This window comes from Acinetobacter sp. AR_0276 (assembly GCF_003000705.1).
GTDB lineage: Bacteria > Pseudomonadota > Gammaproteobacteria > Pseudomonadales > Moraxellaceae > Acinetobacter > Acinetobacter nosocomialis.
Genome location: NZ_PSQO01000004.1, coordinates 1,882,859 through 1,904,872, shown reverse-complemented (window position 1 = coordinate 1,904,872; position 22,014 = coordinate 1,882,859). Strand labels below are relative to the sequence as shown.

Annotated in this window: 21 protein-coding genes; 6 read left to right on the top strand and 15 right to left on the bottom strand. The window is 35.3% G+C overall.

The features are described from left to right. Positions 1 to 108 precede the first annotated feature (108 nt). Genes galU through tviB form a run of 9 tightly spaced genes read right to left on the bottom strand, consistent with a single transcriptional unit; the run spans position 109 to position 9,365 of the window. Positions 109 to 984: a UTP--glucose-1-phosphate uridylyltransferase GalU gene (gene galU, locus CSB87_RS09930; RefSeq protein WP_031952053.1), complete on the bottom strand. Its 876-nt coding sequence runs from the start codon at positions 982 to 984 to the stop codon at positions 109 to 111. Positions 985 to 1,008: 24 nt separating this feature from the next. After that, positions 1,009 to 1,629: a sugar transferase gene (locus tag CSB87_RS09925; RefSeq protein WP_031952051.1), complete on the bottom strand. Its 621-nt coding sequence runs from the start codon at positions 1,627 to 1,629 to the stop codon at positions 1,009 to 1,011. 12 nt (positions 1,630 to 1,641) lie between these two features. After that, positions 1,642 to 2,469, bottom strand: a complete 828-nt coding sequence (locus tag CSB87_RS09920) for a glycosyltransferase (RefSeq protein ID WP_031952048.1) — start codon at positions 2,467 to 2,469, stop codon at positions 1,642 to 1,644. A 6-nt stretch (positions 2,470 to 2,475) separates the two neighbouring features. Then, positions 2,476 to 3,510, bottom strand: a complete 1,035-nt coding sequence (locus CSB87_RS09915) for a glycosyltransferase family 4 protein (protein ID WP_031952047.1) — start codon at positions 3,508 to 3,510, stop codon at positions 2,476 to 2,478. A 3-nt stretch (positions 3,511 to 3,513) separates the two neighbouring features. Beyond that, the gene (locus CSB87_RS09910; RefSeq protein WP_000142497.1) at positions 3,514 to 4,455 is read right to left on the bottom strand and encodes a glycosyltransferase family 2 protein; all 942 of its coding nucleotides are present in this window, start codon (positions 4,453 to 4,455) and stop codon (positions 3,514 to 3,516) included. Positions 4,456 to 4,459: 4 nt separating this feature from the next. Continuing rightward, complete coding sequence (wzy, locus tag CSB87_RS09905) at positions 4,460 to 5,842, bottom strand: O-antigen polysaccharide polymerase Wzy (RefSeq protein WP_031952045.1); 1,383 nt, start codon at positions 5,840 to 5,842, stop codon at positions 4,460 to 4,462. A gap of 6 nt (positions 5,843 to 5,848) precedes the next feature. Further along, on the bottom strand, positions 5,849 to 6,796 hold the full coding sequence (locus CSB87_RS09900; RefSeq protein WP_000584983.1) for a glycosyltransferase family 2 protein: 948 nt from the start codon (positions 6,794 to 6,796) through the stop codon (positions 5,849 to 5,851). Beyond that, positions 6,796 to 8,085 carry an oligosaccharide flippase family protein gene (locus CSB87_RS09895; protein ID WP_031952043.1) on the bottom strand — a complete coding sequence of 430 codons (1,290 nt, stop codon included), beginning with the start codon at positions 8,083 to 8,085 and terminating at the stop codon, positions 6,796 to 6,798. Before CSB87_RS09895 ends, CSB87_RS09900 begins: the two co-directional genes overlap by 1 nt. A 2-nt stretch (positions 8,086 to 8,087) precedes the next feature. Beyond that, positions 8,088 to 9,365: a Vi polysaccharide biosynthesis UDP-N-acetylglucosamine C-6 dehydrogenase TviB gene (tviB, locus tag CSB87_RS09890; RefSeq protein ID WP_000487067.1), complete on the bottom strand. Its 1,278-nt coding sequence runs from the start codon at positions 9,363 to 9,365 to the stop codon at positions 8,088 to 8,090. A gap of 162 nt (positions 9,366 to 9,527) precedes the next feature. On the opposite strand from tviB, the gene CSB87_RS09885 reads away from it, so the two are divergent. From CSB87_RS09885 to CSB87_RS09865, 5 genes are all read left to right on the top strand, one after another. Then, on the top strand, positions 9,528 to 10,670 hold the full coding sequence (locus CSB87_RS09885; RefSeq protein WP_001190673.1) for a polysaccharide biosynthesis/export family protein: 1,143 nt from the start codon (positions 9,528 to 9,530) through the stop codon (positions 10,668 to 10,670). Between the two features lies 1 nt (position 10,671). Continuing rightward, complete coding sequence (locus CSB87_RS09880; RefSeq protein WP_002050525.1) at positions 10,672 to 11,100, top strand: low molecular weight protein-tyrosine-phosphatase; 429 nt, start codon at positions 10,672 to 10,674, stop codon at positions 11,098 to 11,100. Positions 11,101 to 11,121: 21 nt separating this feature from the next. Next, entirely contained in the window at positions 11,122 to 13,317 is a 2,196-nt protein-coding gene (locus tag CSB87_RS09875; RefSeq protein WP_031952041.1) for a polysaccharide biosynthesis tyrosine autokinase, read from the top strand. A 192-nt stretch (positions 13,318 to 13,509) separates the two neighbouring features. After that, a complete protein-coding gene (locus CSB87_RS09870; protein WP_000030404.1) occupies positions 13,510 to 14,232 on the top strand; it encodes an FKBP-type peptidyl-prolyl cis-trans isomerase in 723 nt (240 codons plus the stop codon). 50 nt (positions 14,233 to 14,282) lie between these two features. After that, on the top strand, positions 14,283 to 14,978 hold the full coding sequence (locus tag CSB87_RS09865; RefSeq protein ID WP_031952039.1) for an FKBP-type peptidyl-prolyl cis-trans isomerase: 696 nt from the start codon (positions 14,283 to 14,285) through the stop codon (positions 14,976 to 14,978). Between the two features lie 46 nt (positions 14,979 to 15,024). Here the strand turns inward: CSB87_RS09865 and murJ are convergent, their stop codons facing one another. Both murJ and ampD read right to left on the bottom strand, forming a co-directional pair. Beyond that, positions 15,025 to 16,575, bottom strand: coding sequence for a murein biosynthesis integral membrane protein MurJ (gene murJ / locus CSB87_RS09860; RefSeq protein ID WP_171071052.1), 1,551 nt, complete (start codon positions 16,573 to 16,575; stop codon positions 15,025 to 15,027). Positions 16,576 to 16,649: 74 nt separating this feature from the next. Further along, positions 16,650 to 17,219 carry a 1,6-anhydro-N-acetylmuramyl-L-alanine amidase AmpD gene (ampD, locus tag CSB87_RS09855; protein ID WP_031952035.1) on the bottom strand — a complete coding sequence of 190 codons (570 nt, stop codon included), beginning with the start codon at positions 17,217 to 17,219 and terminating at the stop codon, positions 16,650 to 16,652. A gap of 171 nt (positions 17,220 to 17,390) precedes the next feature. Here ampD and nadC point away from each other — a divergent pair, with 171 nt between their 5' ends. Further along, a complete protein-coding gene (nadC, locus tag CSB87_RS09850) occupies positions 17,391 to 18,236 on the top strand; it encodes a carboxylating nicotinate-nucleotide diphosphorylase (protein ID WP_031952033.1) in 846 nt (281 codons plus the stop codon). On the opposite strand, the gene CSB87_RS09845 is transcribed toward nadC, so the two are convergent. From CSB87_RS09845 to rph, 4 genes are all read right to left on the bottom strand, one after another. Next, positions 18,233 to 18,400 carry a hypothetical protein gene (locus tag CSB87_RS09845; RefSeq protein WP_031952031.1) on the bottom strand — a complete coding sequence of 56 codons (168 nt, stop codon included), beginning with the start codon at positions 18,398 to 18,400 and terminating at the stop codon, positions 18,233 to 18,235. The genes nadC and CSB87_RS09845 overlap by 4 nt on opposite strands. 423 nt (positions 18,401 to 18,823) lie before the next feature. Continuing rightward, positions 18,824 to 20,992: a phosphocholine-specific phospholipase C gene (locus CSB87_RS09840; RefSeq protein ID WP_106105068.1), complete on the bottom strand. Its 2,169-nt coding sequence runs from the start codon at positions 20,990 to 20,992 to the stop codon at positions 18,824 to 18,826. Between the two features lie 20 nt (positions 20,993 to 21,012). Further along, positions 21,013 to 21,144, bottom strand: a complete 132-nt coding sequence (locus CSB87_RS20155; RefSeq protein WP_255210327.1) for a hypothetical protein — start codon at positions 21,142 to 21,144, stop codon at positions 21,013 to 21,015. A 133-nt stretch (positions 21,145 to 21,277) separates the two neighbouring features. Beyond that, positions 21,278 to 21,994: a ribonuclease PH gene (gene rph, locus CSB87_RS09830; protein WP_001217232.1), complete on the bottom strand. Its 717-nt coding sequence runs from the start codon at positions 21,992 to 21,994 to the stop codon at positions 21,278 to 21,280. Between the last annotated feature and the right edge of the window lie 20 nt (positions 21,995 to 22,014).

The following is a 22,014-nucleotide window of genomic DNA, read 5'->3' as shown; positions in this document are numbered from 1 at the left end:
CTGATTTTAATATTCTATAGAATTCTCTTCCCGTACTGGGAAGAGAATATATTGAACAGCTCACATATTCATTGTTTTTTACAAACACTTAAGTTGAGCTACAAAATTTTATAATTTAAGTTCTTGAATCAACTGTTTAAAATCATTTCCTAATTTAGGATGTTCAACACCATAGTGTAGAACAGCTTTTAAATAACCAAGCTTACTACCACAGTCAAAGGTTTGACCTTGCATACGATAGGCTTCAACTACATCAGTCTGTTGCAGCATCGCAATTGCATCTGTTAGTTGAATTTCATTACCCGCACCTTTTGGTGTATTTTCGAGTAGTTCCATAATTCTTGCAGGTAAAACGTAGCGACCAACAACAGATAAATTAGACGGTGCAGAACCTACAGCAGGTTTTTCAACAATACCCTGCATAGCAATGCTTTCGCCTTCATTTGGACTTTGTGCAACATCAACAATACCATATTGATCTACCAAGTGATCAGGCACCGCTTCTACCATTATCTGTGCCGCGTTACTTTCATCATAACGAGAAATCATACGCGATAAATCATTCTGCCCCGAACTATCTTTCACCAATACATCTGGTAATAGCACAGCAAAATCATCTTGTCCTACTACACTTTTCGCACATAAAACAGCATGCCCCAAGCCTAGAGGTTGAGGCTGTCGTACACTCACAACACTCACATGAGAAGGAACAATTTGCGTAATCTCTGCAAGCAAATCCAATTTCTTCTTTTCATTTAATATTGTTTCTAATTCAAAGTTTCGATCAAAATAATTTTCAATCGAAGCTTTTGAAGAGTGAGTCACTAAAATAATCTGTTCAATTCCTGCTTCCACCGCTTCACGCACTACATATTCAATAGCTGGGCGATCAACAACGGTAACCATTTCCTTTGGAATTGACTTACTTGCAGGTAAAAAACGCGTTCCTAAACCGGCTACTGGTAAAACTGCTTTTTTGATCATAAGAAATATTTCAAGATATAAAATTTACTTTACAGATGAGTCGACATTTTCTTGGACGTCATTACCTTTAAATAAAGATGGTCCTACATGTCCTGGTGCATTAATACCTTCGCGTCTTAACATCACTTTAACTGTTTTAAACATGATTTTAAAATCAACCCAAACACTATGATTGTCTACATACCAAACGTCACATTTAAACCGTTCTTCATAATCCAGTTCATTACGCCCACTGACCTGAGCTAAACCAGTCATTCCAGGACGGACTTCTAAGCGACGTGCTTGTTCTGGAGAATATAAAGAAACAAAGTCTTTTAACATTGGACGAGGACCCACCACACTCATATCACCTTTTAAGACATTAATAAGCTGTGGCATTTCATCTAAGCTAGTAGAACGCAACTTCTGCCCAAATGGAGTAATACGAGCCTCATCTGGCAATGGATTCCCCTGCGCATCAAAAGCATCCTTCATCGAACGGAACTTAATCATTTTAAATAATTTTCCGTCCTTCCCAGGTCTTTCTTGATAAAAGAATATGGGTGAACCTAAATTTTTACGGACCTTATAAGCAACTATCAAAAATATTGGCGACAGTACGGTTAGAGCTATTAAAGAAATGACTATGTCTACTAAACGTTTCATATTTTCATTCACTCATTTTTTAATATCTTTACGAAGAAAGGTATTATAAATTTTACCTAGCATATTTGCTGGCAACAGTCTAAACGCAGACCGTATCAGAAACAGCATATTAGCATATACAGGATTTTGTAACTTTAGTTGTTTTTTTAAATCTAGTAACTGTTTTTCACTTTTAATATATTGGAAACCTTTACGTCGTGCGTGCATACCATTACCAACACGAGCATATAGAAGGATGTCAGGTAAGTTCGCAACTTTATAATTATTCCCAATTACACGTAACCATAAGTTGTAGTCTTCCATAAATAAATGATGCTGATAACCTCCGAGAGATAAAATAACATCACGCTTGTACACGACGGTCATATGGTTAAAGGGACAACGTTTTTGTGCAAATTTTTTAATCTCGTCATGTTTTAAAGGCACAGACTTGATTACATCGGCATCAGTAATATCTTTATTAAATTCCATTACTTGAGAACTAAACAGAACAACATCGGGGTTTTGTTTTATGAAAGCAAGTTGTTTTTCAAACCGATCAGATGTACAAATATCATCAGTATCCATACGAAAAACCCAATCAGCACTACACTGTTTTAGCCCTTCGTTTAATGCCTTGCCAAGCCCTACGTTTTTCGGTAACGCAACTACTTTTAGTTTTTCACCGATTTTAACTTGCCACTCCTGTACAGAAGTTGTGAGTTGCTCTCCAATAGGTCCATCTAAAACTAAAACTATTTCACTTGGCTTCAAGCTCTGATTATCCCAAATGCTTTCAAAACACTTTTCTAGATATTCAGGTTTTTCTTTATGATATAGAGATAATAGAACCGAAAACATACAATTTTAACCTTCCAAAACCTTTTCAATCCAAACTTTTAAGATCTGTTCAGGCTGATATTTTTTAGCATTGATCAATGAATTTTGTGAGAATTGCGCCAACATATCTGGAGAAGAAGCAAGTTGTAAAATCGCATCTGCCAATGCCTCAATATTTTGGTTCTCAACCAACAAGCCATTTTTATGATTTTGAATAACATCACTTGGTCCAAAAGGACAATCATAAGAAACAATCGGTAACCCGAAACTCTGCGCCTCTACTAAAACCATAGGTAAACCTTCATACTTAGACGACATTACAAAAAAGTCTGATTGTCTATATACCTCTTGCACATTTGATGTACTTCCTTTCAAAATCACGCGCTGTAGAGAGTTCTCCTCAATATAATCTTGTAGCATTTTTTTGTGTTCACCTTCACCATAAATATTAAGGTGCCACTCTGGTATCATTTGATATATTTTTTTCCAAGCTTTCAATAAATGAAGATAATTTTTCTGATCGGTTAAACGACCTATGGTTACAATTTGTTTACTACTCAGCGGAGATTCTGAGACAATAGGGAAGGGTGAAAAATTGGGAATAACAATAACTTTAGAATGAAATTTATCAAATTGTTCTTTATCCTTTTGGGTTAAGGTAACAACCTGATCAACCCACTTGTAAAAGAATTTACTTAAGATTTGAACTTTTTTCGGCCGACTAACAAAAGAGACATGCTCTAATGTAACCAATTTTTTGATTTTAGGTAAAAGAGAACATAATAAAGATAACTTACCCATATTATGTACAATCACCATATCATAAGAATGAAGAGAAATATGTATCTTTAATTTTTTATAAAATTCAAAGAAATTACCTGATATTGCCACTACATTTACATTATCAGAAACTGGATAAGCTGTATTATTTTTAATCGACTCTCTATTTAAGAGAGTAACATCATAATTAGCCATGAGTGATAATTTGTTTGCCAGTTCAATGGCAACACGTTCAGTTCCAGATTTGTTCTTTAAAGAATTAATTACAAAAAGAATTTTCATAGCTTAGCCTATCGTAATTATTTTAAAAACCAATCGCTTTAAAAGATATTGCAATTGAAATCTGGATTTCATGACGCATAAGCCTATAAAAAATAACATTTTCAAAAACTTTTTATCAGCCTTTGCCATAAATGCAGATTTTAAAAAAATATTTGACTGATCAAAATCCGCTTTATATTTAGAATATTTTTCTAAATATTGTGAAACATTCAATTCACTAAAATCATCTTTTCCAGTTTTTAGCCTCATCTCATATAGATCAAGCACATAATTTGACATCAATCTCTGATTAAAACCAATTGTAGAGGTAGTATTCCCGTCACGAATACGAACTGAATATTCATAACTATTTAGATTAGTAAAGAGTAAACCTAATGAATGCATTCTTAATAAAAAATCATAGTCTTCAGCACCAGGAATTTCTCTATATCCTTTAAGTTTAGTATAGACTTCTCGCTTAGCTAACCAAATATGTAGAACTGGCGAACTATACTTTATTGTTTTATTAATAATATTATCATTGATTGGCATTTCTTGCTTACCAATTATTCTATTATTAGGGTCTATAGTATTAACATGACAACCCACTAAATAATATTGAGGATTTTTTAACAAAAATTCTAACTGTTTTTCTAGTCTTTCTGGCGTACTTATGTCATCGCCATCCATTCTTGCAATGAATTCTCCTTTTGCCTGTTCTAATGCGAAATTTAAAGTTTTTACTATTTTTAAGTTTTTATCATTTTTATAAAGTCTAATTCTTGGATCAATCATAGCTAATTCAGCAACTATATTGTATGTATTATCAGTAGAGCAGTCATCAACTACTATTATTTCAATATTTTTATATGTTTGATTACAAATTGAAAAGACTGCTTCTTTAACAAAAGCTTCAACATTGTAAACTGGAATCAAAACACTTATTAAAGGCTGCTCAAAAGTCATTTAACTATCTCTTTTTAATAACAATAACAAAAATAAAAATAAGGAGGAAACAGACAAATGAATAAATTAAACCAGAACTAATAGAATACATCAAACTCCGTGGTGCGAACATAAAAGCAGGAAGCGAAGACAATAATACGTATAAAAACAATACATTTTTTTTAGATTTTTCTATTAAATAACAAAAAACTAATCCTAATATAAAAGAAAAAAAACTTAATAACAAATAATTACGTCCACTTAAAATATACAAGTCTAAAAAAACAGACCACCCTAAACCAAACCCATTATCAAATAAAGAGTTATTTAATGTATAAGCAAAAAAAGCGCCTGAATTATAATTTTGGCTTCCTGTCACTAAACCTAACGATGAAAACAAACCAGCTACAGGAAAAAACATTGTTACATAAGTCAATGGAGGCCATTCTGCATGTAAACTATTTACTATTGATGGCAATATATAAGTTAGACTTTGTACATAAATAAATTTTGATAGAGGATTTTCTAAACCAAAGTCGCTTCGACCTCCTCTAAAGCTTTCTAAAAATTGTGCAAAAATCATTAAAGAAATACCCAGTAATGAAATTTTAAAAAAAGGTAAAACTCTTTTTGTTATTAAATTATACATCCATAAACAAATTAATACCCAAACAAATAAAAGTGCTCTTTGACCAACAAATAGATTTACTAATATATACAAAAACAGAATAAATAAAGAAAAATATAAACTTCTTTTATTATTGCATAAAACACCGGTTGCTACCATTATAGGGAGAAGTAAACTTGCTATACGTTGAGCACCAAAACTATAATCCGCCTGACCTGTATACAACCCTTCATAACCAGCTACCATAAACATTGAAATCATTTCATAGGATATTGGAAACCATAAAATAAAAAGTATAGTTGCACTTAAAAAGTTTAAAATATAAAATGTTTTTTTATAATTCAAATTGCTTAATTGTATATTAAACTCTAACCGAGTAGAAAAAATCAAGCTACCTAATATAAAAGAAGATAACGATAATTGCCAAAAAATTAAACTCTCAAAAAAATCTAAATTATTAAAATAAAAAAGCTGCCCCCAATACAATTCATAGTAATCTCGATATAAACCAAAAAAACTTAAAAAAACTCTACCTAAAGCAAACAAACAACTTGATATATAAAACAAGCCTTGAGGAGAAAATATTTTCACCCTATAAATATAAAACAAAAAGGGGATTAGGGCAAAGTTTAATATATATAAAAATTCACAAAACTTATGATAGAAGCTATCACTTAAGTCATTAAAAATTCCAAAAAAGTAAAATAAAATACAAACAATATTAAATGTTAAAAAAATTACAGTTGCTATTATTTTATTATTTTTAAAAACCATATCCATATTCTTTCACACCCATTTCTTTTTTAACTTTAATAACACTAGATAGATAAAAGGAAAATACTTTAACAAAAAAATCTTATAACTAACTCTATAATTTAGCTTAATATTTGCCTCCTCACTAATAACAAATGAATAGACTGTAGACAAACTTTGCCCTCTATCTATCATTATTGATATTTTTTGAGATAAAAATTGATTATAAATAATAGAATAAAGAGGATATTTATTTGTTGGTATAAATTTCTTTATCCCTAAGTCAATTCCATTTAGAAGAGGTGCTGGATACCCACTTCTAATTGAACTACCCTCTCTATGTCTGTAGCAAATAAGTTCTTTTTGCAATTCAAAAATTTCTAGACCATTTGCAAAGTAATAAATTTTTGGAAAATACAGCTTATCTTCCATATACACATTAATATCAAAAGCAAATTTACTTAGAATGTCTTTTTTGATAACTCTTAACCAAGGATACCAATAAGACTGTAAAAACAACTTTTCTCTATAGGATTCATCATTTATTGAAATTTTACTATGTGTAACAAAACAAATATTCTCAACATAACCTTTATCTGTATCATATTGTTTAGCATTAAAATGAATTATTTCTACTTTTTTCTCATTTATAACTTTTATTAATTCATAAAAATAGTTTGGTAATAAATAATCGTCTGAATCCAAAAATCCAACATACTCACCCTTTGCTATTTTTAATGCATTATTTCTAGCAACGCTTTGTCCTTGGTTTTTTTGATCAATAAAAACAAATTGTTTTTCAAAATGAGGATATTTCTGAGCAATATAATTACGTGCTAAAGCCATAGATCTATCAGGCGTACCATCATTAATCAAAATAATCTCTACGCCACTGATCAATTGATTACATATACTCTCAATACACTCAACAATATATTCTTCTACTTTATATATAGGAACAATTATACTTAAAATTATCATTAGTTGTACTCTTTTCTATAAGTGGAAGGTAAAAAAATTCTCTTTTGAACATCGAGTATGATTCTATCTTTATAAAAATAATTAAATATAGAAAATGACATAATTTCTGTAGTTAAAATGGCAAAAACTGCACCATTTAAACCCCAAAAATGAACAAAAAAAGCTGTTAGTATGATATTAAAGACAACTAAATAAAGTGTTTTTTTCTTCAAATAGTCATATGCATTAAATTTCAACAAATACTTCTCCGCAATTGTGGAAAGCCCTGAAAATAACGTAACAAATACTGTAAATATTAGAATATTATTTACACTTGCATATTGCTTACCATATAACCATTCAATAATATAATGTCCTGTTAAAGAAAAAATAACCATTACTAACAGACAGATTAAAATGATAACCAAACTTAGCTTAGCAACCATATTTTGGCTTTTTTCAAAATCCTTCTCAACATAAACTTGTGTAAAATATGAAGAAATTATTGCAACCAAAACAAAATAGAAACTATTCCCCAATGTCATTGCTACAGTATAAATACCCAAATCATATTGGGACTTAATACCTAGAAATAACTGCGATGTTTTTGTAAAAATTGCAACTGAAAGTGAGTAGAAAGCAAGTTTACGCCCCACACCCAACATAAATTTTCGATAACGCTTAAATTTTTCTACTACAATATCACTTTCACTCACTTTTTTCTGTGCATACAAATACTTTCTAATAAAAAAAGGTACCAAGGTAATCATTATTATCGGAATACATAATAACTCTATTGCTAACTGAAATTTTGCGATACAATATCTTATAATTAGTGAAATAATCAAAGCTAAAATATTACAATATGCATTTATTTTAGATTGCAAAATTGCATTAAAATATATTAAATATACATCGTGAACAGCAAAATAAATCGCCACACTTGTCGCAAGTGAAAATACAAAAGTTAGATAATCAGTAGCATAATAAATATAAAACAATGTAAGTGATGAAAAGCCAAGATACAGAATATCTCTAATTATTTTTGTGGAATCAATTATATATTCACCTATTTTTTTGTTTTTAGATGTTTTTTGAAAAATAATATTTTCCGATCCAAACATTGCAATTGTTTGAATGATCGCAAAAATTGAACTTGCAAAGGTTAGCTTTCCAAAGTTTTCAGGACCTATATACTTTGCAACAAATGAGGTAACAAAGATTAAACCAAAAATTGAAATTAGTTTTTCAGACATCATCCAAACAGAATTGGCAAATACTTTGTTCTTTAACTTCCCAATCAATACCATTGCTATAGTCTTAAATCTGCATCTACTTTATTAAGAACATGCTTTAAATCATAAAGGACATGCTTTTTTTTACCTAAAGAATGAAAGTCTTCAGTACTCATTACCTTAAACTGATCATGTGCAACTGCAATTACGATAGCGTCATACCGACCTTGTTTTAATTCCATGATTGGAGCTAACCCATACTCTGCTTCAACCTCAGCACTATCTACCCAAGGATCATAGATATCAAGATCTAAATCGTATTCTTTTAGTGCTTTAACCATATCTACAATCTTAGTATTTCGTATATCTGGGCAGTTCTCTTTAAAACTCAAACCTAAAATTAATATACGAGCACCAACAACTTGGATACGTTTCTTTACCATTTCTTTGATCAATTGGGTTGCAACATATTCACCCATACGATCATTTAAGCGACGAGCTGCCAAAATAATTTCTGGATGTAAACCAATTGACTCTGCTTTATGCGTTAAATAATACGGATCAACACCAATACAATGACCACCAACTAAACCAGGTCTAAAGTTTAAAAAATTCCATTTTGTACCTGCTGCCTTGAGTACATCTTCTGTATCGATACCCATTTTATTAAAAATCAGAGCCAACTCATTGATTAAAGCGATATTCACATCTCTTTGTGTATTTTCAATGACTTTAGCAGCCTCAGCGACTTTGATACTCGGGGCCTTATGTGTACCCGCCTCAATAATTAAATTATATACTTGATCAACATAGTCAGTGACCTCTGGAGTCGAACCTGAGGTAATTTTTAAAATATTAGTGACACGTCGTTGTTTATCACCAGGATTAATACGTTCTGGACTATAACCAACAAAGAAATCTTTATTAAAATTTAAACCGGAATGTTTTTCTAATTCGGGTATACAAACCTCTTCTGTCGCACCAGGATAAACCGTTGACTCATAAACAACGATATCGCCTTTTTTTAGAACTTTAGCAATGCTTTGGGATGCTTTTATGAGAGGGGTCAAGTCAGGTTGTTTAAAATCGTCAATGGGTGTTGGCACAGTGACAATGAAAAAGTTTATATTCTGTAAGTCTTGAATATGTGCTGTATACGACAAATGCTGTACGTGTTTTAACTCATCAGAAGTCACTTCTAATGTATGGTCATATCCGTTTTTTAACTCTAATATCCGATTTTCATTTATATCAAATCCGATTGTAGGTTTATGTTTACCAAATTCAACTGCCAAAGGTAATCCAACATACCCTAAGCCGATAATTGCTATTTTTAGTTGCTCAAGTTGAAACATATATAAAACCTAACCATTTAATTTTAAATGGAGAAACATCATGGATACGACCTACTACGTTAATATAGCAGACTTTAAACAAAATTTTCTCGAAATATACAATCACTGCTTGGCAAATAAAGTATGATTTGGGTTAATTATAGACTACAATCCAATGTCTTCATGCAAAGTATCATTGGATTACAAACAATAAAGGGTTTGAATGTGAAGCACCAAAGCACATTATTATTTTTAGCCATTTCACTTTCGTTTACAGGATGTGCAGTCACCTCAGGCTTACAAACTTACGACTTACCTGAACAAGGTACTTTTAAAACAGAACAAGGCGCAGAGGTTTCTGTTGTTCAACTCACCCAAAACAATATTCCAAAGATTAGTTCTGAGGCTTTGCGTCCACAAGGAAATATAAGCGCCTTATTTAATACTCCTTTTTATCAATACCGCTTAAGTGCTGGGGATGTTTTATCTATTCAGCTTTGGGCTTATCCTGAAATTACTCCTCCTATTCAAGGTGCCTCTACTGATATTAAAGCATTTGGATACCCTATTGATTCTGCAGGAAATGTACAGTTACCACTTGTAGGCCAAGTTCACATTGCAGGGAAAACACTGGCTGAGACCAATAAATATTTACGAAGTCAATTTGCTAAGTATTTAAAAACACCTGATGTTGTAGTTCGCGTGTTGTCATATCAAGCTAAACGCTATTTTGTTAATGGTCAGGTTATGAAAAGTGGACAATACACTTTAGATGATCAACCAATTAGTATTTATACAGCCTTAAGTATGGCTGGAGGTGTAAATCAAGAGTCTGGTGATAATACTGATATTCAACTCATTCGTAATGGCGAAGTTTATAATTTAAATGTCGTTGCACTTGAGAAACAAGGTTATTCACTACACAAATTATTAGTCCAACCCAATGATACAATTTATGTAAATACTAAACAAAATCAAAAACTCTATGTTATGGGTGAGTCTAATAAAAGTTCAGCAATTCCATTACGAGATCAGGGAATGACCCTAAGTGATGTATTGGGCGAGAGTGAAGGTGTTAATCCATACTCGGCAAGTGCAGCTCGTATTTATGTCATGCGTACAGATTTACAAACAAAAAGATCAACAATCTATCAGCTCAATTTGAGTAGTATTGGTAACCTTGCATTATCTAATCAATTCCAAATGCAAAAAAATGATATTGTTTATATTGATGCAACTGGCTTAACACGCTGGCAGCGTATTATGAACCAGATTGTACCATTCTCAAGTGCACTCTATACATTTGATCAATTGGGTAAAAACTAGAATGCAGTTACAAAATATCTTAGTAGTCTGTGTAGGTAATATTTGCCGCAGTCCAATGGCAGAATACTTTTTAAAGGCCCAACATCCTACATTAAATATCTCATCTGCTGGTATTTCAGCCCTAGTAGGTCATACTGCAGATGACAAAGCGATTCATTGTATGGATCAGTTGAATATTGATATGAGACCACACGTGGCTCGCCAGCTCAGTGCTGAATTGATCAAACAAAATGATTTGATTTTAGTAATGAGCAATAATCAGCAAAAGCATATTGAACAAACTTGGCCATTTGCTAAGGGTAAAATTTTTAGGCTTGGCCATTGGCAAGGGCAAAATATACCCGACCCCTATCAGCATGACCAAGCTTTTTTTGATCAGACTTGCCGCAACATTCAAAGCTATGTGCAAGATTGGCGCACTCAATTATAATTGTATATTAGTTGTAAATTTATGAACCAAAACTCTAAAACTAGCGAAGATAGCATCGATTTAAAAGAGTTATTCTTTTCATTGATTGCACAGTGGAAAATCATAGCATGCTGCGTGGTCTTAAGTTTAATTTGTGCCTTGCTATACTTACGGATAACGCCAGATACTTATTCTGTAGATGCAATGGTACAAGTTGAGGACAGTAAAGGCGCTGCCTCTGCTGCTTTGCTTGGTGACCTTTCTAAAGTCAGTGGAGGTCTATCTCAAAAATCACCAGCTGATCCAGAAATAGAGATTCTTCGTTCTAGAATGGTTTTAGGACAAGTCATTCAGAACCTTAATCTTGATATTAACGTCAAAGATAACCAATCAGGATTGATCGACAAGTTAATTTCACAAGATAAGAGTAGACTTGAGTATCGTCATGAATCTGTACTGTACAGTAATCAAAATAATAATTTGATTATACGAGAACTTAAAGTACCTGAATATTATTTAGATAAACCCTTAAAGTTAGAGTTCAAAGGTGCAAATCAATTCACTTTAACATACAAAGATCAAGTTGTATTTAATGGTCAATTAAACAAAAAAAATATACTAAATACAAATAGAGGTCTTTGGCAGGTACAACTTAATGCTCAAGGTAACCTGAAAGAACAAAGCTATACTTTAACTAAACTCGCTCTACCAACAGCCGTTAAAAATTTTAATGATATCTATAGTGTTGCTGAAAAAGGTAAAGTGACTGGTGTTATTGGTTTAAATTATCTAGGTCAAGATCCTGAGCACATTACACAAGTACTAAATAATGTTCTAACTGTTTATCACCAACAAAACATTGAGCGAAAGTCTTTAGAATCTAAACAAACTTTAGCTTTTCTTGAGAAACAATTACCAGAGCTTCGAAAGCAGCTAGAAGATTCTGAGATCAAGTTTAACCAATTTCGTGAAAAGTATAAAACAGTCGATGTAAATGCTGAGTCGGAGCTATTACTTAAGCAAAATATTGATTTAGAAAAGCTTAAAATCGAGCTACAACAGAAACAAGCTGAGCTTTCTGCTAAATATACCAATGATCATCCATTAATCCGTCAAATCGATGCACAAATTACAGAGATTAATAAAAAGATTGCTGATCTTAATAATCGTTTAACTCAACTTCCTGAAACACAACGTTTATATTTACAACTATATCGTGATGTAAAAGTAAACACAGAGCTCTATACGTCGTTACTAAACAGTTATCAACAGCTTAAAATTGCTAATGCAGGTGAGATTGGTAATGTTCGCATTATTGATACTGCTGTAGAACCTGTTAAACCTATTAAACCTAAGAAATTAATTGTTCTAATACTTTCTATTTTTGTTGGTGGTTTTATCGGTGTATTAATTGCATTATTACGCAATATGATGCGTAGCGGAGTTAATGATTCAACTCAAATTGAAAATGAATTAGATTTACCAGTTTATGCGACTGTACCTCGTTCTCCTATTCAAGAAACTCGTATGAATATCTTGAAAAAGAAAAAGAGTATTCCTATTTTGGCAGTTAAAAGTAGTGATGATATTGCGATTGAAAGTTTGCGTAGTATTCGTACAGCCATTCACTTCGCTTTAACCTCAGCAAAAAATAATATTATTATGATTGCTGGCCCGTCTCCAGAAGTCGGTAAATCATTTATTTCAACTAACTTAGCGACTATTTTCGCACAAGGGAATAAACGTGTATTACTGATTGATGCTGATATGCGTCGTGGTTATATGCATAAATACTTCGATGTTGACGTGAAACCTGGTCTTTCTGAATTACTAAGTGGCCAAGCTGACTTGACACAAGTTTTACATAAAACGCAAGTTGCGAATCTCGACGTGATTACCCGTGGTAAGAGTCCAACCAACCCTTCAGAAATGTTGAGCTCTACCCAGTTCAAAGACTTACTAGAAAAGTTCCAGACTCAATATGACCATATCATTATTGATACTCCACCAGTGCTTGCGGTAACCGATGGTATTATTATTTCTCAGTACACTGGTGTAAACTTGATCGTTGCACGCTACGCCAAGTCACATATGAAAGAGCTTGAATTAACCGTTAACCGTTTTGAACAAGCAGGTGTTAAGGTGAATGGCTTTATCCTTAACGATATTCAACGCTCTAGTGGGGGTGGGTATGGTTATAACTATGCTTATGCCTATAAGGCACAAAAAGAAGACTAATTAAAACTCTCCATAAAACCGGATCATATGATCCGGTTTTTTTATTTGCTTTTTAAGTTTTGCCATATTAAAACTAACTAAAATATATAAAAAAACCACTCGTTTTTTTTCTTAAACATTCTATGCTTAAGTCGAAGCATGCTAAGATCGAAGCAGCCTTTTAGACTCAAATGATTATTTTTGGAACCTTTTATGAGTAAAGCCTTACCCATTGCTGTCGCTGTAGTTTTAGGCGGTGCTGCACTTGTACCTGTATATTATGCAACTCAACATCCGACCACAGAAGTCGGACGTAAAGCAGACAAAAATGCTTCTCCAATTCAAAAAATCAGTTACGTTCTTGGGTATGAAGTTGCTCAGCAAACTCCTCCTGAACTGGATACCAAAGCATTTGTTCAAGGGATCCATGATGCGCGTAATAAGCAGCCTAGTGCTTATACTCAAGAAGATTTAAAAGCTGCCGTTGCTGCTTATGAAAAAGAGTTACAACAAAAAATGCAGCATCAAGATAAGCCTGAGCAAGCGGGTACAGCTACTGACTCTGCAGATGCACAGTTCCTTGCAGAAAACAAAACGAAAGCTGGCGTAAAAACCACTGCATCAGGTTTGCAATATATCATTACTAAAGAAGGTACTGGTAAACAGCCAACTGCTCAGTCTGTTGTCAAAGTACATTATGAAGGTCGCTTAATTAATGGACAGGTTTTCGATAGTTCTTATAAGCGTGGTCAACCAGTAGAATTCCCGCTTAATCAGGTCATTCCGGGTTGGACTGAAGGTCTTCAACTCATGAAAGAAGGTGGAAAAGCGACTTTCTTCATACCATCAAATCTTGCATATGGCCCACAAGAGCTTCCTGGAATTCCAGCAAACAGTACACTGATTTTTGATGTAGAACTCATTTCAGTGAAATAATAACAATCCAGGAGAGTCGTTATACTCTCCTGTTTTTTTTGGAAAATGACATGAAAAAAATCAGTTTGGTTATTGCTGCATCAACAATGAGTTTATCGGTTATTGCTGCGACACCTGTAACAAATAAAAGTCCAGCAAAAGATCAGTTTAGTTATAGTTATGGCTATTTAATGGGTCGTAATAATACTGATGCATTAACAGATTTAAATCTTGATATCTTTTATCAAGGTCTTCAAGAAGGTGCACAGAAAAAAACTGCACGCTTGACAGACGAAGAAATGGCTAAAGCAATTAATGAGTATAAGAAAACTTTAGAAGCTAAGCAGCTCGTTGAGTTTCAAAAACTAGGGCAACAAAATGCTCAGGCTGGCGCTGCTTTTCTCGCTGAAAATGCGAAAAAATCTGGTGTGATTACAACTAAATCGGGTTTACAATATCAGGTATTAAAAGAAGGTTCTGGTAAAATACCTAAAGCTACTTCTCGCGTAAAAGTCAACTATGAAGGTCGTTTACTTGACGGGACTGTTTTTGATAGCTCAATTGCACGCAATCATCCTGTAGATTTCCAATTAAATCAGGTTATTGCCGGCTGGACAGAAGGCTTACAAACAATGAAAGAAGGTGGTAAAACCCGTTTCTTCATTCCAGCTAAACTTGCTTATGGTGAAGTAGGTGCTGGTGATAGTATCGGTCCAAATAGTACGTTAATTTTTGATATTGAATTGCTACAAGTTTTGCCAAAGTAATCCTCTAAAATATAAAAAAAGCGATCTAAATTGATCGCTTTTTATTTTAGTGTTTTAAATCTCTTGGTCTAAAGCCACTAATCAATAAGCCAATTAAGTAAGCGATTACGCCTACTACACATAGACCTGCGACCTCAGCAATACGGATCCATTGAGAAAGCTCGCCGTTATACCAATTTAACCCAAACCAAAGCGCTGCGATCATGGCAAGGTTTGCCAATCCATATTGAAGAATCAGTTTTTTCCAATGTGAGCCGAATCGAAAAATATTACGCTTATGTAGATAGAAGTAGAGCAAACCAGCATTTACCAAAGCTGAACCAGAAGATGCCAACGCAAGCGCCATATGTTCAGCCTGCCAATGGATTAGTTTAAAGAATCCAATAAATACAACGTTTAAAATAGCATTTGCGGCAACAGACATTAAACCCACACGAACTGGTGTTTTCGTATCTTGCTGAGCATAGAAACCCGGTGCAAATACCTTAATTAACATAAAGGAAATTACACCAGCACTCATACATTGCAATGCAAGTGCAGTCATTTGAGTGTCATGTAGGTCAAACTCACCACGTTGGAATAGAGCCTGAATAATCGGTGTAGAAAGCATAAATAAGGCAATACTTGCTGGTAATCCCACCAATACAATAACTTTTGCTGCCCAGTCGATCATATCGCGGAACTTTTCTTGATCTTGCTCAGCATGGCGTGCTGAAAGCGAAGGTAAAATCACTGTACCAATCGCAACTCCAATTAAACCTAAAGGTAGTTCTGTCATACGCTCAGCACTATAGAGCCAAGATACCGAACCATCTTGCATGAAAGATGCCCAAATTGTATTTAACAACAGGTTAATCTGAGTTACAGATACGCCAAATAATGCAGGAAGCATTAATTTTAAAATACGTTCTACACCCTCGTGTTTAAAATCAACTTTAGGTGGAATTAGGAGGTTTTTACGCCATAACTCAGGAATTTGTACAGCTAACTGTAAAATACCCGCTGCTACAACTGACCATCCTAATGCTTTAATTGGCTCAGCCATATACGGCGTAAGCCACCATGCGCCAGCAATCATTGCTACATTGAGCAATACAGGTGAAAAAGCTGGGGAAGCAAAAGAACCATAACTGTTTAAGATACTGCTAGCAAAAGCAGTCAATGACATAAACATTAAATATGGAATAGTCAGACGGAACATACTGACCGCTAAATCGAACTTTTCAGGGTCATTATGGAAGCCCGGCGCATACATATAGATGATCGCCGGAGCTAACACCATAGCCACAAAAGTGAGTAAGGTCATGACCGTGAGTAAACAACCAAATACCCGACTAATCAGGATTTGAACTTCAGCATGTGCTCGGCCTGTTTTATATTCTGTTAGTACTGGAATAAAAGCCTGAGAAAAAGCTCCTTCGGCAAACAATCGTCGAAAGAAATTGGGAATACGAAAAGCCACAACGAAGGTATCGAAATCTTTACCCGCACCAAACACGTTGAGCAATACGACATCTCGTACCAACCCCAACACACGTGACAACATCGTCATCGCACTGACAATAAAAGTCGATCGCCATAATGCCATCGTACTCACCTACAGCTATATATTCGAAAGTCGCTATTGTAATGAAACTAGAAAATCTTTTCGTTGTGAAATGATGAATGAACTCAAGTTTTTTTCTGTGTTAACAGTTGTCTAAAATGCTGCCATTTAAAATAAGGACCCGGATCGGTTTTTCGGCCCGGTGCAATGTCTGAATGCCCTGCAATATGATTCTTAATTTCAGGATAAGCTTGGCGAATAGCCCTAACCACATCTGTTAGTATGCTGTACTGTATTTCTTCAAAAGGTAAATCATCACTTCCTTCAAGCTCAATACCAATTGAATAATCATTGCATTCAACTTTGGCTAAATAGCTCGAACGCCCTGCGTGCCATGCACGATCATTAAAATTAACAAACTGTAGGACCTCACCTGTTCGTAAAATTAACAGGTGCGTAGAGACCTGCATCCCTTCAATAGTCTGAAAATAGGGATGTACGGACCAATCTAATTTATTTTGGAAAAACTGCTCAATATAGTCTCCCCCAAATTGAGAAGGTGGCAAGCTAATATTATGAACCACAATCATTTGAATTTCGGTACCAGCCGGACGCTGGTTAAAATTTGGAGAAGGGACTTGTCTCGCCCCTTTTAAATGCCCATCTATAACTTCATACGGTGTGATTTGCTTCATTGAGATGCCAATAAATTGCTTGCCAATTGTTTTAGTTTAAAACAGTTATATGCTTTTCAGAGTAGCCAGTACGATTGTTTATCGCGATTAAGCGAATAAAACAGCTTATTTTTAAAGTCGACGGTGCTAATATATCGCAAGTTTTAGGGTCATCGACAAAATGGAAACCGTATGAGCATACCTCAGTCTTTGCTTGAACAGTCAATTCAAATCAATATTCAACAAGCATTACAAGAAGATATTGGGGACGGTGACATTACCGCCATGCTCACACCGGAAAATGAACAGGCAACTGCAATCATCATTAGCCGGGAAGATATGGTTTTAGCTGGACAACCATGGGTAAACGCACTCATCTCAGCTTATGACAACACTGTACAGGTGACTTGGTTAAAACAAGAAGGTGACCGTGTTGCTGCAAATGAAGCCTTTTTAAAGCTTGCTGGTTCTGCACGTAGCTTACTGACTGTAGAGCGCCCTGCTTTAAACTTTATTCAAACCTTATCTGCTGTTGCAACAAAAACTGCTGAATATGTTCAGCATCTTGAAGGTTTAAATACAAAACTTCTCGATACACGTAAAACTTTACCGGGCTTACGTATTGCACAAAAATACGCAGTAACCGTTGGCGGCGGACAAAATCACCGCCTCGGTTTATTTGATGCGTTTTTAATTAAAGAAAACCATATTATGGCAGCGGGCGGTATTGCTCAAGCAATTGCAAAAGCACACCAAATTGCCCCAGGCAAACCTGTTGAAGTCGAAGTTGAAACTTGGGATGAGCTAAACCAAGCACTTGAAGCAGGTGCGGACATTGTCATGCTCGACAACTTTAGCCAACAACAAATGATTGATGCCGTAAAACATGTGGCTGGACGTTGTAAACTCGAAGCTTCGGGCAATATCACTATTGAAAACTTACGCGAAGTAGCGACTACTGGTGTCGACTATATTTCTATGGGCGTATTGACTAAAGACGTCAAAGCCGTTGATTTATCAATGCGTTTTAATGCTTAAATAAAATCAGCATCATTATTGGTATTTTTTTGCGACTTAGTCATGTCTGCTGCTTGTGTTTTTTGCCATGCTGACTGAGTCGCTTGTGCCCCATTATCTCGTGGGTCGGCAGCCATTAAAACAAAAGTAACTACTGCTAATAATACAATAAAACCTTGTAGCATAAATTTTCCCCATCACTTTTAAAAATTTAGGGTTTCAAGGTAAAAGATAAATATGACTAGGCTTAGGAGATTCTGTTACAAAAGGTAATCCTTTATTTTTATTATTCATCTACATAATAAGATATTACTTCCCTTCATTTATATTTCCCAACATTAGATTGTGCGAGATGTCATCTACAACCTGAGCAAGACAAAGCGATTATAGCTTTGTCGAAGCGCAAGAATGTTATTAAGCCAACTGTTGTCTTTCGGTACGTAATAAAGATTAATTAATCTTTATTACGTATGTTACTTTGGGCGAAACCAAAGTAACGAATTAGCTACTTCCACTGGATGAATAAATGATAAGACTCCGTCGTGCTAGCTAATTTAAAATATGATTAACTTAAGACTTCATCTTAATCATTCATCCATTAGAGCAACTTAAGACTCTAAATAACCCATATATGGATCAGAAATTGAATCTTCTTGAGTTTCTATATGTCCTGCAAAACGGCGACTAAACGTTGCATCATCCGCTAATGTCACCGTAAAGTCATACCAACCACCAAATTCAGACATATCCCAAACCAATTCTTTTTCAGAACTATTCGTTTCTATAGTCCATGTTTTATTTGGTAGATAAGCATTTGCTTTGACTGTGAGCTTGACTGACTTACTGCCATCATGACGCACTTTTAAATACAAATTCGCATCACACTCTTCCACACATACTCTAATTTCCGGTAACGCTTGAGTTTGGTTAACTTGGCTCAAATTACCTTTAAACGCACGGTGGAAACCATTTGGTCCGAGTACCCATAAATCGTACTGTCCATTTGTAGTATTCCACACATCATCAAGCTGTTTACCCGCTTCAACCATATAACGGCGTGGAATTGACGTTAGGTCCAATCGGTTATACACATGGAAAACGGCTGCCTGTTTACCCGTATTAGAGAACATCAATTTAACTGTTTTTTGAGTGGCATCAACTTTGGCACTGGTGTGCAAAATATATGGCAAAGCACGTGATGGTCGAATCCCCATTTCCTGCTGCGGAAATTGCTGCTGGCTCGGAACAGGAACTTGTGGCAATAAAGCTTGAGCAACACGAATCGCATCGGCTTCGGCTTTAGTTTTCTTTCCGTCTAGTTCAGCAACAGGCAAAAGATTCGGTGTTTTAAAATTAAATGCTGTCGTTAAATCACCACATACAGCACGGCGGTATGGGCTAATATTCGGCTCTTGCACACCAAAGCGTTTTTCCAAGAACTGTAAAATAGAAGTATGGTCAAAGACTTGAGAATTTACCCATCCTCCACGGCTCCATGGTGAAATCACGTACATTGGAACACGTACACCCGGACCATACACTCGACCATCTGGCTTAGGTTGAGATTTCGAAGTCGCTACTGCTGGATGGTTAAAGTACTCATAAGATACTTGCTGATCCGTTAAAGTGGTTTTTCCATATACAACACCATTTGCATCTTTAGACGGTGCACCTGGTGAAGGAACATGGTCAAAGAAACCGTCATTTTCATCGAAGTTCACCAATAAAACGGTTTGACTCCACAACTCAGCATTTTCAGTTAACGCATTTAATATTTCCTGAATATACCAAGCGCCTTGCACAGGACTAGATGGCCCTGGATGTTCACTGTAAGTTGCAGGAGCAACTAACCAACTCACTTGCGGTAATTTACCTTGCGCAATATCAGCTTTAAAAGTTCCTAAAAAACCACCGTCTGGCATGGTATTGGCAATACCTTTATAAAGTGGTTGAGTCGCATCGATTTTTTCATCATATGCTGGACAAGTGAGGGTATCGTTACTGACAGGCTGACCAGATTGCTCATTTGCACGGCGATACTGTTTGAAACCAGCTAAGGGGTTATCGGTAAAGTTATCCGGCATGTTTTGATAAACTTTCCATGTCACGCCAGCTTGCTGTAAACGCTCAGGATAAGTCGTCCATTCATAACCTTCTGTTGATGGTCCAATGCCATCAAATTCGTTGACCACACTCGCAACACCTGCCCCTGTAGGTCCATTGGTTCCCGTCCAAATAAATTTACGGTTCGGGTTGGTTCCCGCATGCATAGCGCAGTGGTACGCGTCACAAATCGTAAAAGCATTTGCTAAGGCAAATTGATATTCAACTTCTTGCTTTTTGTAATAGCCCATCGACTGCGGTTTTTTATATGCCACCCAATCACTCATACGCCCATTATCCCAAGCAGCTTGGCCATCTGACCATGAGTGAGGTGTACCTGAAACACGCTGAGCATTTCCTAAACGGCTGTCGAGATGGTAAGGCAGTACTTTATTTTTCTTAGCATCGTATTGTTCCCATACCTTGCGGCTTTCTGTCATAGGAATGGTAAAACGGTCACCAAAACCACGTACACCTTTTAATGTTCCGAAATAATTATCGAAAGAACGGTTTTCCTGAGTCAAAATCACGATATGTTTAACATCTTGAATAGTTCCACTTTCAACTTTCGCATCAATAGCCAGCGCTTTTTGAATACTTAGCGGAAAACTTGCCAGAGCAGTTGTCCCAAACATAGTTTTTGTAGAATTTAAAAGAAATTCGCGACGATTCATTTTTTCATCCTTAATTTTTATTATGGTGCACAGTGCATTTTGCAATTGCTGGTTGGTGGTGTTGGCGATGAATTATCTGAGTTGTTGTCATCGTTACAAGCACTGAGCATAAGCGCTAAAGATGTAATTAATAAAAGTGAAAATTTTCGCATTGATTTTTTCCAAACGGTTTAAATGCGAACTACTAATAAAGTGAAAAGGTGACAGACAAGTGATGTTTTTATGTCGATTTGATGAAGGCATAAAAAAACGCATCCGAAGATGCGTTTTTTAGATAACTTGAAATTACCAGCCTAAAGCTTCTTGTTGCTTTTTAATCAGCTCGGCAATTCCTTTTTCAGCCATTTCTAACATGGCATTGCTTTGAGCACGGGTAAAAGGTTTGTCTTCCGCTGTACCTTGAATTTCAATAAACTCGCCAGCTTGTGTCATCACGACGTTTAAGTCAGTTTGACAGTTCGAGTCTTCTTCATAGCAAAGATCAAGCAATACTTCGTCTTGATACATGCCTACAGAAATTGCAGCAACTAAGCCTTTAAGTGGATCTTGCTTAATTTTTTTCTGTGCAAGTAAAACATTCATCGCATCAACCAATGCTACAGCAGCACCAGTGATTGAAGCAGTACGTGTACCGCCATCTGCCTGAATGACATCACAGTCGATGGTAATGGTATTTTCACCCAGCTTTTTCAAATCAACCATCGCACGTAAGCTACGACCGATGAGACGTTGGATCTCTTGAGTACGACCAGTTTGTTTACCACGAGCCGCTTCACGGTCACAACGTGAGTGTGTTGAACGCGGTAACATGCCATATTCTGCTGTTACCCAGCCTTGACCCTGGCCTTTTAAAAAGCGTGGCACTGAGTTATCAATGCTTGCAGTACAAAGGACTTTGGTGTGACCAAATTCGACCAGCACAGAACCTTCAGCATAACGGGTGTAGTTTCGTGTAATTTTCACTTCACGTAATTGGTCTAATGCACGTTGGTCAATACGCATAATCCTTCCTAAATTCTCTT

Excerpts from the sequence above, each read along its gene's own strand:
- CSB87_RS09895 (WP_031952043.1), bottom strand. The coding sequence starts at position 8,085 with ATGGTATTGATTGGGAAGTTAAAGAACAAAGTATTTGCCAATTCTGTT.
- rph (WP_001217232.1), bottom strand. The coding sequence starts at position 21,994 with ATGCGTATTGACCAACGTGCATTAGACCAATTACGTGAAGTGAAAATT.
- CSB87_RS09910 (WP_000142497.1), bottom strand. The coding sequence starts at position 4,455 with ATGACTTTTGAGCAGCCTTTAATAAGTGTTTTGATTCCAGTTTACAAT.
- CSB87_RS09865 (WP_031952039.1), top strand. The coding sequence starts at position 14,283 with ATGAAAAAAATCAGTTTGGTTATTGCTGCATCAACAATGAGTTTATCG.
- CSB87_RS09920 (WP_031952048.1), bottom strand. The coding sequence starts at position 2,469 with ATGTTTTCGGTTCTATTATCTCTATATCATAAAGAAAAACCTGAATAT.
- CSB87_RS09845 (WP_031952031.1), bottom strand. The coding sequence starts at position 18,400 with ATGCTACAAGGTTTTATTGTATTATTAGCAGTAGTTACTTTTGTTTTA.
- CSB87_RS09915 (WP_031952047.1), bottom strand. The coding sequence starts at position 3,510 with ATGAAAATTCTTTTTGTAATTAATTCTTTAAAGAACAAATCTGGAACT.
- galU (WP_031952053.1), bottom strand. The coding sequence starts at position 984 with ATGATCAAAAAAGCAGTTTTACCAGTAGCCGGTTTAGGAACGCGTTTT.
- wzy (WP_031952045.1), bottom strand. The coding sequence starts at position 5,842 with ATGGATATGGTTTTTAAAAATAATAAAATAATAGCAACTGTAATTTTT.
- CSB87_RS09870 (WP_000030404.1), top strand. The coding sequence starts at position 13,510 with ATGAGTAAAGCCTTACCCATTGCTGTCGCTGTAGTTTTAGGCGGTGCT.
- CSB87_RS09900 (WP_000584983.1), bottom strand. The coding sequence starts at position 6,796 with ATGATAATTTTAAGTATAATTGTTCCTATATATAAAGTAGAAGAATAT.
- CSB87_RS09875 (WP_031952041.1), top strand. The coding sequence starts at position 11,122 with ATGAACCAAAACTCTAAAACTAGCGAAGATAGCATCGATTTAAAAGAG.
- CSB87_RS09925 (WP_031952051.1), bottom strand. The coding sequence starts at position 1,629 with ATGAAACGTTTAGTAGACATAGTCATTTCTTTAATAGCTCTAACCGTA.
- nadC (WP_031952033.1), top strand. The coding sequence starts at position 17,391 with ATGAGCATACCTCAGTCTTTGCTTGAACAGTCAATTCAAATCAATATT.
- ampD (WP_031952035.1), bottom strand. The coding sequence starts at position 17,219 with ATGAAGCAAATCACACCGTATGAAGTTATAGATGGGCATTTAAAAGGG.
- CSB87_RS09885 (WP_001190673.1), top strand. The coding sequence starts at position 9,528 with ATGCAAAGTATCATTGGATTACAAACAATAAAGGGTTTGAATGTGAAG.
- CSB87_RS09880 (WP_002050525.1), top strand. The coding sequence starts at position 10,672 with ATGCAGTTACAAAATATCTTAGTAGTCTGTGTAGGTAATATTTGCCGC.
- CSB87_RS09840 (WP_106105068.1), bottom strand. The coding sequence starts at position 20,992 with ATGAATCGTCGCGAATTTCTTTTAAATTCTACAAAAACTATGTTTGGG.
- tviB (WP_000487067.1), bottom strand. The coding sequence starts at position 9,365 with ATGTTTCAACTTGAGCAACTAAAAATAGCAATTATCGGCTTAGGGTAT.
- CSB87_RS20155 (WP_255210327.1), bottom strand. The coding sequence starts at position 21,144 with ATGCGAAAATTTTCACTTTTATTAATTACATCTTTAGCGCTTATGCTC.